The organism is Sphingopyxis granuli, assembly GCF_001559015.1.
Taxonomy (GTDB): domain Bacteria; phylum Pseudomonadota; class Alphaproteobacteria; order Sphingomonadales; family Sphingomonadaceae; genus Sphingopyxis; species Sphingopyxis granuli.
Window position 1 is genome coordinate 3646310 of the sequence record NZ_CP012199.1, and the last position, 14351, is coordinate 3660660.

Annotated in this window: 15 protein-coding genes; 10 read left to right on the forward strand and 5 right to left on the reverse strand. The window is 68.6% G+C overall.

Annotation, left to right across the window (positions count from 1 at the left end; genetic code table 11):
• Position 1 precedes the first annotated feature (1 nt).
• From SGRAN_RS16730 to SGRAN_RS16750, 5 genes are all read left to right on the forward strand, one after another.
• Complete coding sequence (locus SGRAN_RS16730; protein ID WP_067185562.1) at positions 2-817, forward strand: DODA-type extradiol aromatic ring-opening family dioxygenase; 816 nt, start codon at positions 2-4, stop codon at positions 815-817.
• Positions 818-864: 47 nt separating this feature from the next.
• Positions 865-1548, forward strand: coding sequence for an RluA family pseudouridine synthase (locus SGRAN_RS16735; protein ID WP_067112447.1), 684 nt, complete (start codon positions 865-867; stop codon positions 1546-1548).
• On the forward strand, positions 1541-1942 hold the full coding sequence (arfB, locus tag SGRAN_RS16740; protein WP_067112444.1) for an alternative ribosome rescue aminoacyl-tRNA hydrolase ArfB: 402 nt from the start codon (positions 1541-1543) through the stop codon (positions 1940-1942). The genes SGRAN_RS16735 and arfB overlap by 8 nt, the downstream gene beginning before the upstream one ends.
• Before the next feature lie 9 nt (positions 1943-1951).
• Entirely contained in the window at positions 1952-2536 is a 585-nt protein-coding gene (locus tag SGRAN_RS16745; protein ID WP_067185564.1) for an SOS response-associated peptidase family protein, read from the forward strand.
• Between the two features lie 90 nt (positions 2537-2626).
• The gene (locus SGRAN_RS16750) at positions 2627-2938 is read left to right on the forward strand and encodes a PilZ domain-containing protein (RefSeq protein WP_067185566.1); all 312 of its coding nucleotides are present in this window, start codon (positions 2627-2629) and stop codon (positions 2936-2938) included.
• 15 nt (positions 2939-2953) lie between these two features.
• Here SGRAN_RS16750 and SGRAN_RS16755 read toward each other — a convergent pair whose 3' ends face one another.
• The gene (locus SGRAN_RS16755; protein WP_067185568.1) at positions 2954-3379 is read right to left on the reverse strand and encodes an EVE domain-containing protein; all 426 of its coding nucleotides are present in this window, start codon (positions 3377-3379) and stop codon (positions 2954-2956) included.
• Positions 3380-3519: 140 nt separating this feature from the next.
• On the opposite strand from SGRAN_RS16755, the gene SGRAN_RS16760 reads away from it, so the two are divergent.
• Positions 3520-4449: an isopenicillin N synthase family dioxygenase gene (locus tag SGRAN_RS16760; protein WP_067185569.1), complete on the forward strand. Its 930-nt coding sequence runs from the start codon at positions 3520-3522 to the stop codon at positions 4447-4449.
• A 288-nt stretch (positions 4450-4737) separates the two neighbouring features.
• Here SGRAN_RS16760 and SGRAN_RS16765 read toward each other — a convergent pair whose 3' ends face one another.
• Positions 4738-5151, reverse strand: a complete 414-nt coding sequence (locus SGRAN_RS16765) for a ribose-phosphate pyrophosphokinase (RefSeq protein WP_067185571.1) — start codon at positions 5149-5151, stop codon at positions 4738-4740.
• Between the two features lie 147 nt (positions 5152-5298).
• On the opposite strand from SGRAN_RS16765, the gene SGRAN_RS16770 reads away from it, so the two are divergent.
• The 4 genes from SGRAN_RS16770 (at position 5299) to SGRAN_RS16785 (ending at position 11921) form a co-directional block, all read left to right on the forward strand.
• Positions 5299-6711, forward strand: a complete 1413-nt coding sequence (locus SGRAN_RS16770; protein WP_067185573.1) for a M20/M25/M40 family metallo-hydrolase — start codon at positions 5299-5301, stop codon at positions 6709-6711.
• Positions 6712-6796: 85 nt separating this feature from the next.
• A complete protein-coding gene (locus SGRAN_RS16775; protein ID WP_067185575.1) occupies positions 6797-7798 on the forward strand; it encodes a pyridoxamine 5'-phosphate oxidase family protein in 1002 nt (333 codons plus the stop codon).
• 56 nt (positions 7799-7854) lie between these two features.
• Complete coding sequence (parC, locus tag SGRAN_RS16780) at positions 7855-10155, forward strand: DNA topoisomerase IV subunit A (RefSeq protein WP_067185577.1); 2301 nt, start codon at positions 7855-7857, stop codon at positions 10153-10155.
• A gap of 89 nt (positions 10156-10244) precedes the next feature.
• A complete protein-coding gene (locus tag SGRAN_RS16785) occupies positions 10245-11921 on the forward strand; it encodes a putative bifunctional diguanylate cyclase/phosphodiesterase (protein ID WP_237233548.1) in 1677 nt (558 codons plus the stop codon).
• On the opposite strand, the gene SGRAN_RS16790 is transcribed toward SGRAN_RS16785, so the two are convergent.
• From SGRAN_RS16790 to SGRAN_RS16800, 3 genes are read right to left on the reverse strand one after another with little or no spacing between them, the layout of a single operon-like run.
• Positions 11885-13096, reverse strand: coding sequence for a CCA tRNA nucleotidyltransferase (locus tag SGRAN_RS16790; protein WP_067185580.1), 1212 nt, complete (start codon positions 13094-13096; stop codon positions 11885-11887). The two genes, SGRAN_RS16785 and SGRAN_RS16790, sit on opposite strands and share 37 nt — an antisense overlap.
• The gene (locus tag SGRAN_RS16795; RefSeq protein WP_067185582.1) at positions 13093-13683 is read right to left on the reverse strand and encodes a CoA pyrophosphatase; all 591 of its coding nucleotides are present in this window, start codon (positions 13681-13683) and stop codon (positions 13093-13095) included. The genes SGRAN_RS16790 and SGRAN_RS16795 overlap by 4 nt, the downstream gene beginning before the upstream one ends.
• Complete coding sequence (locus tag SGRAN_RS16800) at positions 13683-14294, reverse strand: DUF1285 domain-containing protein (protein ID WP_067185584.1); 612 nt, start codon at positions 14292-14294, stop codon at positions 13683-13685. The genes SGRAN_RS16795 and SGRAN_RS16800 overlap by 1 nt, the downstream gene beginning before the upstream one ends.
• Positions 14295-14351: the final 57 nt, after the last annotated feature.

Genomic DNA, 14351 nt, shown 5'->3' on the forward strand with positions numbered 1-14351 from the left:
GATGCGCCGTCTGCCGAGCCTGTTCCTTTCGCACGGCTCGCCGATGATGGCGCTCGAACCCAGTCCGGCGCGGGATTTCCTCGCCGGACTGGGCACCCGTCTGCCGCGCCCCCGCGCGATCCTCGTCGTGTCGGCGCATCACGACGCCGCACAGGAAGGCGGCCGCGCGACCGTCACCGCATCGCCCCGGCCGCCGACAATTCACGACTTCGGCGGCTTTCCCGATGCGCTTTTCGCAATGCGCTATCCCGCGCCGGGCGATCCCGCGCTGGCACGGCGCATCGCCGAGCGCCTCACCGCTCACGGCCTCGCCGTCACGGTCGATGCGGAGCGCGGGCTCGATCATGGCGCCTGGGTGCCGCTTTCGCTGCTCTACCCCGATGCCGACATTCCCGTCGTCCAGCTTTCGATCGCCTCCCACGCGCCGCCCGAATGGCATTATGCGCTGGGGCAGGCGCTCGCTCCGCTGCGCGACGACGGGGTGCTGATCGTCGGATCGGGCAGCATCACGCACAATCTCCGCGCCTATTTTTCCGCACGTCCGCCGATCGACGCCCCGGCGGCGCCCTGGGTGACGGCGTTCACCGACTGGATCGCCGACCGCATGGCCGCCAACGCCGTCGACGACCTGCTGCACGCGGTCGAACGCGCGCCGCACGGCCGCGACAATCACCCGACGCCCGATCATATCCTGCCGCTGTTCGTCGCGATGGGCGCGGGCGCGCAAGCCGACGGCCTCCACGCCAGGCGATTGCACGACAGCGTCACCTATGCGGTGCTCGCGATGGACGCCTATGCTTTCGGCGCGGAGCAATAGATTTCAGCGACCTTGGCGCGCCCGGACGCTTCGCCTATAGCGCGGCGATGCTGCTGTCCGACCATGTCCTGTTCCTCGACGGCGAGGCCCTCGTCATCGACAAACCCGAAGGCCTGCCGGTCGACCCGCCGCGCGACGGCAGCCTCAGCCTCGAGAATCATCTCGACAGCCTGCGTTTCGGCTTCCGGCGCTGGCCGCTGCCCGTCCACCGGCTCGACCGCGACACCTCGGGCTGCCTGCTGCTCGCGCGCAATCCCAAAGCGCACGGCCGCTTCACCCGGGCTTTCGAGGCGCGCGCGGTCGAGAAACGCTATCTGGCGATCCTCGACGGCGTGCCCGCTGGCGACAGCGGAACGATCGACCTGCCGCTCGCCAAGACATCGAGCGCGGAGACGGGCTGGCGGATGATCGGCGACCCGAAAGGCAAGCCGTCGGTGTCGCACTGGGAAAAGCTCGCCGTCGCGGACGGCCGCGCGCTGCTGCGCTTTCGCCCCGAAACGGGCCGCACCCACCAGCTTCGCGTTCATGCGCTCGAAGGGCTCGGCTTCGCGATCCTGGGCGATCCCGTCTATGGCCGCGGCCGGAAAAGCGATCGCACCCTGCTCCACGCCGAGCGGCTGGTCGTCGACCGTGACGTCAAGCCGCCCATCGTCGCCGAGGCGCCCTTCCCCGACCGCTTCGCCGCGCTGGGCTTCGCGGCGCCCGAAGGCGCGGCGCCGACCCGTGGCTGACATCCCCGAAAGCGCGATCTCCGAACGCTTTCTCGCCGGCTCCGGCCCCGGCGGACAGAATGTCAACAAGGTCGCCACCGCGTGCCAGCTTCGCGTCGACGTCTTCGCGCTCGGCCTGCCCCCCGATGCGTACCGCCGGCTCAGGACGCTCGCCGGGAGCCGGCTGACCGCCGACGGCGAACTGGTCATCCTCGCGCGCCGCTTCCGCACCCAGGAGGCGAACCGCGCCGACGCGCGCGAACGCCTCGGCGAACTGATCGACGCCGCGCTGGTCCGTCCCGAACGGCGGATCAAGACAAAGCCCAGCAAGGCCGCCAGGGCGCGGCGCGTCGACAGCAAGAAGGCGCGCAGCGCGGTGAAGGCGGGCCGCGGCCGCGTGCGCGGCACCGACTAGGACCCCCTCATGCACCTCTACCGCCTCGACGCCCCGGCGAGCCGCATTGCCGCGGCCTTCGGGGCGGAAGCCGGCGACGATCCGTGGGCCGGCGACTATGTCGCGCCCGGTCGCCCGGCCCCGGTGATCGTCGGCGACGGGCGCGGCGGGACGCGGTGGCGGCTGCGCCCGCGATTGTGGGGCGTTCCGCCGCCCGCGTCGGGCACGCGCCCCGTCACCAGCGTCCGCAATCTGTCGAGCCCGTTCTGGATCGGCACGCTGCGGCATCCCGAGCTTCGCTGCCTCGTCCCCGCAACCAGCTTCGCGCTGTGGTCAGAACCCGCCGGGGCGCGGCGCCAGCACTGGATATCGCTCCGCGCCCGGCCGCTCTTCGCCTTCGCCGGCATAGTGCGCGACGCGGCGGACTGGCCCTGCTTCGCGGTGCTCGCCACCGACCCCAACAGCTTCGTCGAGCGCCTCGGCGGGCAGGCGATGCCGGTGATCCTCGATCCGGAGGATCACGCCCGCTGGCTGACCGCCGACTGGCGCGATGCGGCCGGACTGGTCGCCGCCTGTCCGGGACATTGGATGGAAATGGGACCAACGCCGCCTTAACCAGCCTGTTTCACCACGCCCGTTGACCTTGCGATAACCATCGGGTCGCTAGACCGGAGACGTTCGAATCATTCGAAAGGTCGATCCGCCGTGCCGAGCCGCAACGCCGTTCCCACCGACACACGCCGCGCCGAGCGCGCCTCGATCGACGGACGCGTGCGTTTTCGCGAGGCAGGCCAGAATCCGTTCGACGCCGAACTGTTCGACCTGTCGTCGACCGGATTCCGCATGTTCACCTTTTCGCGGCAGACGGTCGGCAAGCGCATCTGGGTCAGCCTGCCGGGGCTCGAACCGCGCGAGGCGGTGGTGCGCCGCGCCGCCGGCGACAATTACGGCTGCGAGTTCGTCGAGCCGCTGCACCCGTCGGTCGCGAGCCACCTCCAGACCAAGCTCGGCCGGTAGGCGCCGACGTCGGGATCAGCCCTCAGGCTGCTCCGACTTCCTGAGGATATGCGCCCATTCATCGGGCGTGACGCGCCCGACCGACAGGCGCGACAGGCGGACAAGGTCCATGTCGGCGAGCTTCGGATCGGCCTTGATCGCCGCAAGCGTCACCGGATGCGCCAACGCGCGCACCGGCTCGACGCGCACCACGACCCAGGGCGAGCCCTCCTCCGCGGTCGGATCGGGGAAACTCTCTTCGGTGATCCGCATGATCCCGACGCACGCCTTGCCGATGTTGCTGTGATAGAAGAGCGCCTCGTCGCCGACCTTCATCGCCTTCATGTTCAGCTTGGCGCTGTGATTGCGCACGCCGTCCCAGATTCCCGTCCCGTCCTTGACGAGATCGTCCCAGCCATAGACGTCGGGTTCGGATTTCATCAGCCAATATTGCTTGCCCATGGCCGGGGCTTAGCCGAGCGGCGCGCGCGGTGGAACCGCCTTTTTCCCTTTCCCGGCGCCGGCCGAAAGCCTAGATCGCAAGGGGACGCGAACGCGCCGACCGGCATCGCGTCAACGCATCGAACAATGGATACAACAGCATGACCGCCGCCGTCCCCGTCATCTCCCTTTCGCTGCCCGCGGACCGCTTCGCGCAGGATTTCGGCGCTTCGTTCGAGCGGTTCGGTTTCGCGATGATCACCGACCACGGCATCGACCCCGCGCTGATCGACGCTGCCTGGACAAAGGCCAGGGCGTTCTTCGCGCTGCCCGAAGAGGCGAAGCGCGCCTATCATGTCGCCGGGCTGGGCGGCGCGCGCGGCTATACGCCGTTCGGGGTCGAAATCGCCAAGGGCGCGAAGGAGGTCGACCTCAAGGAATTCTGGCACGTCGGCCGCGACCTGCCCGAAGGCCATCCGCTTGCCGCGCAGCAGCCGAACAATGTGTGGCCGGACGAGGTCCCGAGCTTTCGCACCACCTTCGAAACGCTGTTCGCCGAATTCGATCGCGTCGGCGGCCGGCTGCTCTCCGGCATCGCGCGCTATCTGGGCCTCGCGCCCGATTTCTTCGACGCGACGGTGCAGGACGGCAACAGCGTGATGCGCCTGCTCCACTATCCACCGGTCGAAGGGCCCGCGAAGGGCATCCGCGCCGAGGCGCACGAGGATATCAACACGATCACGCTGCTGCTCGGTGCCGAGGAGGCGGGGCTCGAAATCCTCGACAAGGACGGAAGCTGGCTGCCCGTCGCGCCGCCGCCGGGCGCGATGGCGGTCAATGTCGGCGACATGCTGCAGCGACTGACCAACAATCGCCTGCCCTCGACCACGCACCGCGTCCGCAACCCCGACGCCGGCCGCGCCGGCATCGCGCGCTATTCGATGCCCTTCTTCCTGCATTTCCGTTCGGACTATCCGATCGTGACGCTGGAGAATTGCGTCGATGCCGCGCACCCGAACCTGTACCCGGCGCCAATCACCGCCGACGCCTATCTGCAGGAGCGGCTGCGCGAGATCGGGTTGAAGAAATAGGGCGCAGATCCCTTCCGTCACCCGGGTCAAGCCCGGGGTGACGCGATGGATAAAGTGCAGGTACGAAGGAATCAGCAGAGGCCTATGTCGGAGTGCGGCCCTCTGATCTTCGTCAAAGGAATGTCGCGCTTCGGCTGAGACCTGGTATTTTACGAAATTCGCGCAGAGACGCAAAGATCGCAGAGATGAAGCGCGCGCCTCTGCGATCTTTGCGTCTCTGCGCGAATCCAATGCAAGGCCGTCGCCTGCGCGCGGGCAACGGTTCTTATCGGTCGAAGCTGGCCGCCCTCACCGTCCCTCCCAATAATCGAACACGTCCTGCTGCTGCTCCTTGATGAAGCGCGCCGCCGCGGCGCCCTCCCACGGACCGTCATAGCCCAGAAGCAGTGCGGTGCCGCCGACCCACCAGCCCTGCCCCGGCAGGCCGTCGCTTTCGCGCACCACCAGCACCGCGAGGTCGGGCTCGCCGTCGAGCGCGCACAGCCGGTCGACCTCGGCCAATGTCCGGCACACCGCACGCATCTTGGGCCGGGTAAAGCGGAAGCCGAGTTCGCCGAGCAGCTCCGAATAGCTCACGGGGCGCCCCTCGCGCGCCGCGGCGGTCAGGATCGCGCGGATGCGCGGCGCATCGCCGAGCGCGCTCGCATCCGCCGGGACGACCGCATCGCCCAATCCCTCGTCGCGCTTGCTCCCGGCGGCCATGCCGTGCCTTCTCCCTTTCGCATCGCGGTTTCCCGCGCCCCCTGCCGCTGCGAAATGGGCGAAAGGGGAACGACGCGCAAGTCAAAGCAAAGCGGCTTGCGGTGGTCCGGCCTTTCTGCTCCCTTTCCGACAACAGGGAGATACGCCATGAAATATCCGACCGCACTGCTGACCTTGCCGTTGCTGTTCGCCGCGCCCGCGATGGCGGCGGACGCGCAACCGCGCCCCGACCAGCTCGCCTTTCGCGACATCTACAAGGAACTTGTCGAAACCGACACGACGCTGTCGGCGGGAAGCTGTACCCTCGCGGCCGAGCGCATGGCGGCGCGGCTGACGGCGGCGGGTTTCGCCGACAGCCAGCTCACCCTCTTCGCGGACCCCGCGCATCCGAAGGAGGGCGGCCTCGTCGCCGTCTATCCGGGGACATCGAAGACGGCGAAACCGATCCTGCTGATCGCGCATATTGACGTGGTCGAGGCGAAGCGCGCCGACTGGGAGCGCGACCCGTTCCGGATGGTCGAGGAGGACGGCTATTTCTATGGCCGCGGCACCGCCGACGACAAGGCGCAGGCGGCGGTATGGGTCGACACGCTGATCCGGTTCCAAAAGGAAAACTACAAGCCGAAGCGCACGGTGAAAGTGGCGCTGACCTGCGGCGAGGAGACCAACGGCGCATTCAACGGCGCCGAATGGCTCGCCGCGAACCGGCGCGACCTGATCGACGCCGAATTCGCGCTTAACGAAGGCGGCGGCGGCGACAGCGACGGCAAGGGAAAGGTGCTCGGCCAGTCGGTGCAGGTCGGCGAAAAGACCTTCGCCAATTTCCGCCTCGAAACCCGCAACCCCGGCGGCCACAGCTCGGCACCAGTGCCCGACAATGCGATCTATCAGCTCGCCGCGGCGCTGACGAAGATCGGGCAATATGAATTTCCGCTCGAGATGACCGACACGACGCGCCGCTTCTTTGCGGAGGCGGGTGCGGCGCGCGGAGACGAGACGGGCCGGGCGATGGCCGCGCTGGCGAATGATCCCACGGACAAGGCGGCGGAGGCGATCGTCAACGCGGATCGCTTCCTCCATTCGAACCTGCGCACGACCTGCGTCGCGACATTGCTCGACGGCGGCCACGCTCCCAACGCGCTGCCGCAACGCGCGGGCGCGAACGTCAACTGCCGCATCTTCCCCGGCCACCCAATCGAGGAGATCAAGGCCGAACTCGAACGCGTGATCGGCGACCCCGGCGTTACCGTGACGCAGCTGCCGCCCAAGCGCCCCGCGCCGCCCGCGCCGCCGCTCGACCCCAGGGTGATCGGCCCGATGCAGACGCTGGTCGATAAATACTGGCCGGGGCTGAAGGTCATTCCGGCGATGGCGAACGGCTATACCGACGCGACCTTCCTCGGCGCCGTCGGCATCCCGACCTATGGCATCCCCGGCATGTGGGGCGACCCCGACGGCAATGGCGCGCACGGGCTCGACGAGCGCATGGAGGTGCGGTCGGTCTACGTCGGACGCGACTATATGTTCGACCTCGTCAAGGCCTATGCCGACAAACCCTGACGACAGGGGCGCGATGGCGGCCTGACAATCACATATTGCGAGTCATTCGCAAGTATGACATGCTCCTCGCCGGAAGAGGACAGGCATGGCCAGGATCGACAGCATCGCGGCGATCGAGGCGGCGGTGGGCAAGGCATCGTCCGCCATCGACCTCAAGGTCATCGACCATGTCGATGCCACCGCGCAGCGCTGGCTCGCGGCTTCGCCGCTGATGTTCGCCGGCATCGGCGACGGCGGCGGCGTGACGCTCACGCTGGGCGGCGGGGCGGCCGGATTCGCGCGAAGCGACGGCGCCACGCTGGCGGTGCCGCTCGACCGGATCGACGACCCCGCAGCCATCAGGGCCGGCGCCGGTTTCGGCTCGCTGTTCCTGCTTCCCGGCATCGGCGAAACGCTGCGCATCAACGGCCACGTCGTCGCGGTGGCGGACGGCGAGGCGCGGATCGCGGTCGAGGAATGCTATGTCCATTGCGCCAAGGCGCTGATCCGTTCGGCCTTCTGGCACCCCGATCCGCCCGGACAGGCGATCGACGACGCGGGCGCTTTCGCCGCCGCGAGCCGCTTCATGGCGCTGGCGACGGTCGATCCCGACGGACATGCGGACCTCAGCCCCAAGGGCGATCCGGCGGGGGCGCTCGCGCACCTCGACGGGGACGCGCTGTGGTTCGCGGACCGGCCGGGGAACCGGCGGACCGACAGCTTTCGCAACATCATCGCGCAGCCGCGCATCGCCGCGGCGCTGCTGATCCCCGGTTCGCACCGGATCGTGCGGATCGTCGGCACCGCCACGCTGACCACCGACGAGGCCGCGCGCGAACGCTTCGCGGTGCAGGACAAGGTGCCGCGGCTCGCGGTGCGGATCGACGACCTGCGCGTCGCGCTGGGCGAAAGCGCCGCCCTCGCCCGCGCCCCGCTGTGGCCGGGCGCGCCGCCGCCCGCCGACATCCGTCCCGCGAAGATGTTCGTCGAGCATATCCGGCTCAACCGCGCCAAGGGACTGGGCGCGCGGATCGCGAGCGCCGTCACCTCGATCCCCGGCCTGATGCAGAAGGGGCTCGACAAGGATTATCACGACAACCTCTATTGATCGTCCCGCGATAGCCCTTTGCCATGTGCCGTGCGGCTTGCTATCGGCCGCGGGTAATGGCGACAACCGACGACGACCTTCCTCCCTCGGCCCCCGGCGACAGCATTGATACCCCGTTCGACAGCGCGCTGTCCGAACGCTATCTCGTCTATGCGCTGTCGACGATCACCGCGCGCTCGCTGCCCGATCTGCGCGACGGGCTGAAGCCCGTCCACCGCCGCCTGCTGTGGGCGATGCGCGCGATGCGCCTCGACCCGTCGCAAGGTTACAAGAAATCGGCGCGCGTCGTCGGCGACGTCATCGGCAAGTTCCACCCGCACGGCGACACCGCCGTCTATGACGCGATGGTCCGCCTCGCGCAGGATTTCTCGCTGCGCTATCCGCTCGTCGACGGCCAGGGCAATTTCGGCAACATCGACGGCGATAATGCCGCCGCCTACCGCTATACCGAGGCGCGGCTGACGCGCGTCGCGATCGACCTGATGCAGGGGCTCGACGAAGGCACCGTCGATTTCCGCCCGACCTACAACGGCGAGGACGAAGAGCCGGAGATCATGCCGGGCCTCTTCCCCAACCTGCTCGCCAACGGCGCGAGCGGGATCGCGGTCGGCATGGCGACGAACATCCCGCCGCACAACGCCGCCGAGGTGATCGACGCCGCGCTGCTGCTGATCGACAATCCGGGGGCCGGACTCGCCGAGTTGCTCGCCCATGTGAAGGGCCCCGACTTCCCGACCGGCGGCATCATCGTCGACAGCGCGGAAACCATCGCACACGCCTACCAGACCGGCCGCGGCGGTTTCCGCGTCCGCGCGCGCTTCTCGACCGGCAAGGATGCCGATGGGCGCTGGGAGGAAAGCGGGATCGAGAAGCAGGCGGGCGGCACGTGGCAGCTCGTCATCAGCGAGATTCCCTATGGCGTCGCCAAGGGCAAGCTGATCGAGCAGATCGCGCAGCTGATCGCCGACAAGAAGCTGCCGATCCTCGAAGACGTACGCGACGAGAGCGCTGAGGACATCCGCATCGTGCTGGTGCCCAAGAGCCGCAACGTCGACCCGGAGATATTGAAGGAAAGCCTGTTCCGGCTGACCGAGCTCGAAAGCCGCTTCGCGCTCAACCTCAACGTCCTCGACGCGACGCGGACGCCCAAGGTCATGGGGCTGCACCAGCTTCTGACCGAATGGCTGCAGCATCAGATCGTCGTCCTCGTCCGCCGCGCCAAGCATCGCATCGGCAAGATCGACGACCGGCTCGAACTGGTCGGCGGCTATCTGATCGCCTTCCTCAACCTCGACCGGATCATCGAGATCATCCGCACCGAGGACGAACCCAAGCCGGTGATGATGGCCGAATTCCTGCTGACCGACCGGCAGGCCGAAGCGATCCTCAACATGCGGCTGCGCAGCTTGCGCAAGCTGGAGGAGATGGAACTCAAGCGCGAGCAGGCCGACCTGACCGCCGAACGCGAGGAACTGGTGAAGCTGGTCGAAAGCCCGGCGCGCCAACGCACGCGGCTGAAACGCGACCTCGCGGCGCTGCGCGCCGTCTATGGTCCCGACACCGCGCTCGGCGCGCGCCGCACGACGCTGTCCGAAGCGGCGCCGGCGCGCGACATTCCGCTCGACGCGATGATCGAAAAGGAACCGGTCACCGTCATCCTCTCGAAGCGGGGATGGATCCGCGCCCAGCGCGGCCATGTCGCGGAAGGCCAGTGGGGCGACTTCAAGTTCAAGGAAGGCGACGAGCTCGCCTTCGCGGCGCACGCACAGACAACCGACAAGCTGCTCGTCGCGGCGAGCAACGGGCGTTTCTATACCATCGGCGCCGACAAGCTGCCCGGCGGGCGCGGCTTCGGCGAGCCTTTGCGGCTGATCGTCGACATCGACCCCGACGCGCATATCGTTGCACTGATTCCGGCACAGGCCGACGGACGCCTGCTGCTCGCCTCGACGAGCGGCCATGGCTTCGTCGTCCAGATGGGCGACGTGATCGCCGAGACGCGCAAGGGGCGCAACGTCGTCAACCTCAAGCCCAGGGCGCAGCTTGCCGTCGTCCGTCCGATCGGCGCCGGGGACGACAGCATCGCTGTGGTCGGCGAGAACCGCAAGCTCGTCGTCTTCCCGATCGCCGAGGTGCCGGTGATGGGCCGCGGCCAGGGCGTGATGCTGCAACGCTATCGTGACGGCGGGCTGTCCGACGCGACGACCTTCGTCTTCGCAGAAGGGCTGAGCTGGACGATGGGCGGCGACAGCGGCCGCACCCGCACCGAAACCGACGTCGCACCGTGGCGCGTCGCGCGCGGCGCGGCCGGCCGGATGCCCCCCACGGGCTTCCCACGTAACAATCGTTTCGCCTGATTGTAATTTCCTGTTGCCGTAAATAGCTTCTTTACTCCCCATCCGATAGGCTTCGGACAATGGGGAAAGGTCGCATCAAACCCTTTATCATGCCTATTGATCGAACCGGCGACGACCGGCCCTCTTTGTTTGTCGGCTGGATCGACGCGCTGCCGGTTCCGGCAGCGCTGATCCGTCCGCTCGACCGCGGCAATTTCCGCCTGCACGCCAGCAACGCGGCATTCGACCGGCTCGACCTGTCGCCCACCGGCGCGAGCACGCCGGTCGAGTTGCGCCGTGCCGTCGAGCAGGCGGCCGAAGGATATGGCGCCCAGGAATTTTCCTGTCGGCTGGGCGAAGGCGTGGCGGCGCGCGACCTGCGTGGCTCGATCGGCCCGCTGACCGACGAGACCGGCGATACGTCGCTCTACCTGCTGACGCTGATCGACCGGACGCAGGAGATGATGACCGAGCGCAACCTGCGCCGCGAACTCGTTTCCGACAGTCTGACCGGCCTGCCCAACCGCGCCGGGTTCGAGGAACTGGTCGAGCAGCGCATGACCAGCGACGGCAGGGCCCATCATGTCATCCTGCTGCTCGACCTCGCGCGGTTCAGCCGGATCAACGAGCATATCGGGCCGCTTGCCGGCGACGAGTTGATCATCACCGTCGCGCGGCGGCTGAAATCGAGCCTGCGCAGCGGCGACATATTGGCGCGTAGCGGCGGCGACGAGTTCGCGATCTCCTCGCGCCTGACGGGCGGCCGGACCGACGTGCGCGAAATGGCGCGGCGCATCCGCGGCTGCTTCGACCATCCGTTCCGCATCGGCGACCTCAAGGTCAGCGTCGATTGCGCGCTGGGCTGCGCGATCCAGGCGGCGACCGACACCGATGTCGCCGACCAGATCCGCCAGGCCCAGATCGCCCTGAAGCGCGCCAAGCAAACCGACCGCATCGAAATCTACGAACCCGAAGCGGCGATGCTGTCCGACAATCGCTTCGGGCTCGAGACCGAGTTGCGCAAGGCGATCGAGGAGGATCGGCTGCGCCTCGACTTCCAGCCGCTGGTCGAGCTGGCGACGGGCAAGGTCGCGGGCTTCGAGGCGCTCGCACGCTGGAGCAACAGCGAGGGCGCGATCGTCCCGCCGGCGGAGTTCATTCCGATCGCCGAGGATTCGGGCCTGATCGTCCCGCTCGGCCAATGGGCGATCGGCAAGGCCTCCGCGGTGCTCGCCGAATGGGACGAGCGCAACGGCGGCCGGCCGGTCGATTGCTATTTTTCGGTCAACGTCTCGGCCATCCAGCTCGTCCGCGACGATGTCGCCGCGGTGGTGCGGGGCGCTCTCGCCCAGAACGGCATCGGCGGCGAGCGCCTGATGATCGAACTCACCGAAAGCGCGATCATCGGCGACCCCGACCTTGCGCTGTCGGTGCTGCGCGAGCTCAAGGCGCTGCACGCACGCGTCGCGATGGACGATTTCGGCACCGGCTATTCGAACCTCGCCTATCTGCAGCGGTTGCCGCTCGACGTGCTCAAGATCGACCGCAGCTTCGTCGAGCATATGGTCGACGACCGCGACAAGGTGGCGATCGTCCGCACGATCCAGAGCCTTGCCGAGGCCCTGCACATGAAAACCACCGCCGAGGGGGTGGAAACCCCGGACCAGGCGCGGCTGCTGTCGGCGCTGGGCTGCGATTTCGGCCAGGGCTTCCTGTTCGCGCGGCCGATGGAGGAAGATGCCGCCTTCGCCTATTGGCGCCGCTCGCTCGACCGTCCGATTTTCTGATCGACCAGCTCGGCGACGCGCGCCGGGCCGGGAAAATCCTCCGCGATCCAGTCGCCCTCGACCGCCTTCAGAATGCGCGCGACCTCCGGCCCCGCTGCGATGCCGCGCGCGACGATGTCGCCGCCCTTCACCGGCAGCACCGGGTTCGTCCAGCCGGCGAGGCTGCGCACTGCCGCCGCCGCCTGCGCCCGGTCGCCCGCGAGCAGGTGCACGTCGCGCGCCGCCTCGATCCCGATGCGATAGGCGAGTTGCCGCACCGGCTGGAGCGGCCCGCCGCGATGCGCGGCAAGCGCGGCCAGATGCTTGCGCTGCCGCGTCGACAGCCGCAGCCGGCTCGCCACCTGTTCGGCCACCGCGGGATCGGTGGGCAGCAGGGCCGCAAACCGGCGCATCGCATCGGGCGCGGCGCCCACGGCGCCTTCGTTCGCCAGCAGGTGGTCGAGCGCCGACCCGGCATCGGCATCGGCCTCGGGCAGCAGCACCGCGAAAATACCGTCCGCCGCCATCTGCCGCACGATCGGCCGGGGATCGGGCAGCGCCAATATCCGGGTCAGCTCGTCCGCGATCCGCTCGCGCGACAGGCTCTTCAGCGACTGGCGCGCCGCGACGACCGCGGCATGGCTCGCCGGATCGAGGTCGCCATGCCCGAAACGCGCCGCGAAGCGATAGAAGCGCAGGATGCGCAGATGATCCTCGGCGATCCGCATCGCGGCGTCGCCGATGAAGCGCACTCGCCCGGCCGCAAGGTCGGCGAGCCCGCCGAACCAGTCTTCGACCTTCCCCGTCACCGGATCGGCATAGAGCGCGTTGATCGTGAAATCGCGTCGCGCCGCATCCTCGCGCCAATCGTCGGCGAAGGCGATCGTCGCGCGTCGCCCGTCGGTCTCCACGTCGCGGCGCAGCGTGGTGATTTCGTGCCGGTCGCCGCTCGCGATCGCCGTCACCGTGCCGTGCGCGATGCCGGTCGGGATCACCTTGATGTCGGCCGCCTCCAGCCGCCGTGTCACCTCCTGCGGCAACAGGGGGGTCGCGAGGTCGATGTCGGTGACGGGATGGCCGAGCAACGTGTCGCGCACCGCGCCGCCGACGATTTTCACCGCGTCGGCGCCCAGCGCCGCGACGATGCGCGCCAGCCCCTCGCGGTCGCGCCACTCAGCATCGGGAAGCACCGTCATCGGTGCCAGCCCGGCGGCAGGCGCCGCGCGAGGTTGACGATGATGTCGGCAGTCACGCCCCAGATCCGCCGCCCCTGCCAGTGCATGTCGTAATAACGGCGAAGCTGCCCCTGCCAATGCGCCTGCTGCCGTTCGTAATTGGCGGGGTCGAAGAGGACATCGAGCGGCACCTCGAACCACGCCTCGACCTCGTCGGGATTGGGGTCGAGCGGCAGGTCGGGCGGGATCACGCCGAGCACGGGCGTGATATGATAGCCGCTGCCCGACCGATAGGCGTCGGTGGTTCCCGCCACCATCACGTCGCGACGATGCAGCCCGATCTCCTCCTCGGCCTCGCGCAGCGCGGCGTCGACGACGTCGCGGTCGCCGGGATCGACCTTGCCGCCCGGAAAGGCGACCTGCCCGGCATGGGCGCGCAGCCATTGTGGCCGCTGGGTCAGGATCACGCCGGGATCGGGCCGGTCGGTGAAGGCGACCAGCACCGCCGCATCGCGCAGCGGGTCGCCGCGCTGGAGCAGATAGCCCTCGTCCTCGCCGGTATCGGGCAGCAGATTGTCGAGCGCATCGCGCAGCTTGTCGGAGAGCATCAGGGAGCCCCGCCCCCGTCCCCAGCCCTGCCGTCCATCAGCGGAAAACGGACACCGTCGGACCAGATCGCGGGGTCGCCTTCCGCCTCGGCCAGCGCCATCCCGACGATCTCGTAATAGAGGGCGCGGTCGATCCGCGCTTCGAGCCCGTTGCCGATCGTTCCGCGCACGTGCAGGCGGGGATCGGGATGGTCGGGATCGCGGCCAAAGGTCAGCGGATGCTGCGGCCCCGCCATGACGAGGTCGTCGGTGTCGAGCCGAAAGACGAGCCTGCGCCCCTCCCCCGTGCCTTCGCTCTTCATCTCGACCGCGCGGAAGGGCGTATCCTCGACCGCGATGGCCAGCTTTTCGGCGGGGGTGACGAGGACGTGGCTTCCGTCGGGTTCGCGCCGCAGGATGGTGGAGAAAAGCTTCACCATCGCCGGCCGCCCGATACGGCCGCCCTCGTGATACCAGCTCCCATCGGCGCGAATCTCCATCGCGCTGTCGCCGCTGCGTTCGGGATGCCACTGTTCGACCGGCGGCAGCCTGCGCGCCGCGAGCAGGTCCGCCGTCTCGGCAAGCGAGAGCTGCGAGAAGGCCTTGGGAAGCGAAGGCGCGGGGCTGACCATCCATCCGACATAGGAAGGTGGCCGCTCAAGTAAAGAGACGATGCCGACGCGGGCGGC

Coding starts and splice junctions, on each gene's coding strand:
- SGRAN_RS16800 (WP_067185584.1), bottom strand. CDS start 14,294: ATGGTCAGCCCCGCGCCTTCGCTTCCCAAGGCCTTCTCGCAGCTCTCG.
- SGRAN_RS16735 (WP_067112447.1), top strand. CDS start 865: ATGCTGCTGTCCGACCATGTCCTGTTCCTCGACGGCGAGGCCCTCGTC.
- SGRAN_RS16775 (WP_067185575.1), top strand. CDS start 6,797: ATGGCCAGGATCGACAGCATCGCGGCGATCGAGGCGGCGGTGGGCAAG.
- parC (WP_067185577.1), top strand. CDS start 7,855: ATGGCGACAACCGACGACGACCTTCCTCCCTCGGCCCCCGGCGACAGC.
- SGRAN_RS16760 (WP_067185569.1), top strand. CDS start 3,520: ATGACCGCCGCCGTCCCCGTCATCTCCCTTTCGCTGCCCGCGGACCGC.
- SGRAN_RS16745 (WP_067185564.1), top strand. CDS start 1,952: ATGCACCTCTACCGCCTCGACGCCCCGGCGAGCCGCATTGCCGCGGCC.
- SGRAN_RS16795 (WP_067185582.1), bottom strand. CDS start 13,683: ATGCTCTCCGACAAGCTGCGCGATGCGCTCGACAATCTGCTGCCCGAT.
- SGRAN_RS16785 (WP_237233548.1), top strand. CDS start 10,245: ATGCCTATTGATCGAACCGGCGACGACCGGCCCTCTTTGTTTGTCGGC.
- SGRAN_RS16755 (WP_067185568.1), bottom strand. CDS start 3,379: ATGGGCAAGCAATATTGGCTGATGAAATCCGAACCCGACGTCTATGGC.
- SGRAN_RS16790 (WP_067185580.1), bottom strand. CDS start 13,096: ATGACGGTGCTTCCCGATGCTGAGTGGCGCGACCGCGAGGGGCTGGCG.
- SGRAN_RS16730 (WP_067185562.1), top strand. CDS start 2: ATGCGCCGTCTGCCGAGCCTGTTCCTTTCGCACGGCTCGCCGATGATG.
- SGRAN_RS16765 (WP_067185571.1), bottom strand. CDS start 5,151: ATGGCCGCCGGGAGCAAGCGCGACGAGGGATTGGGCGATGCGGTCGTC.
- SGRAN_RS16770 (WP_067185573.1), top strand. CDS start 5,299: ATGAAATATCCGACCGCACTGCTGACCTTGCCGTTGCTGTTCGCCGCG.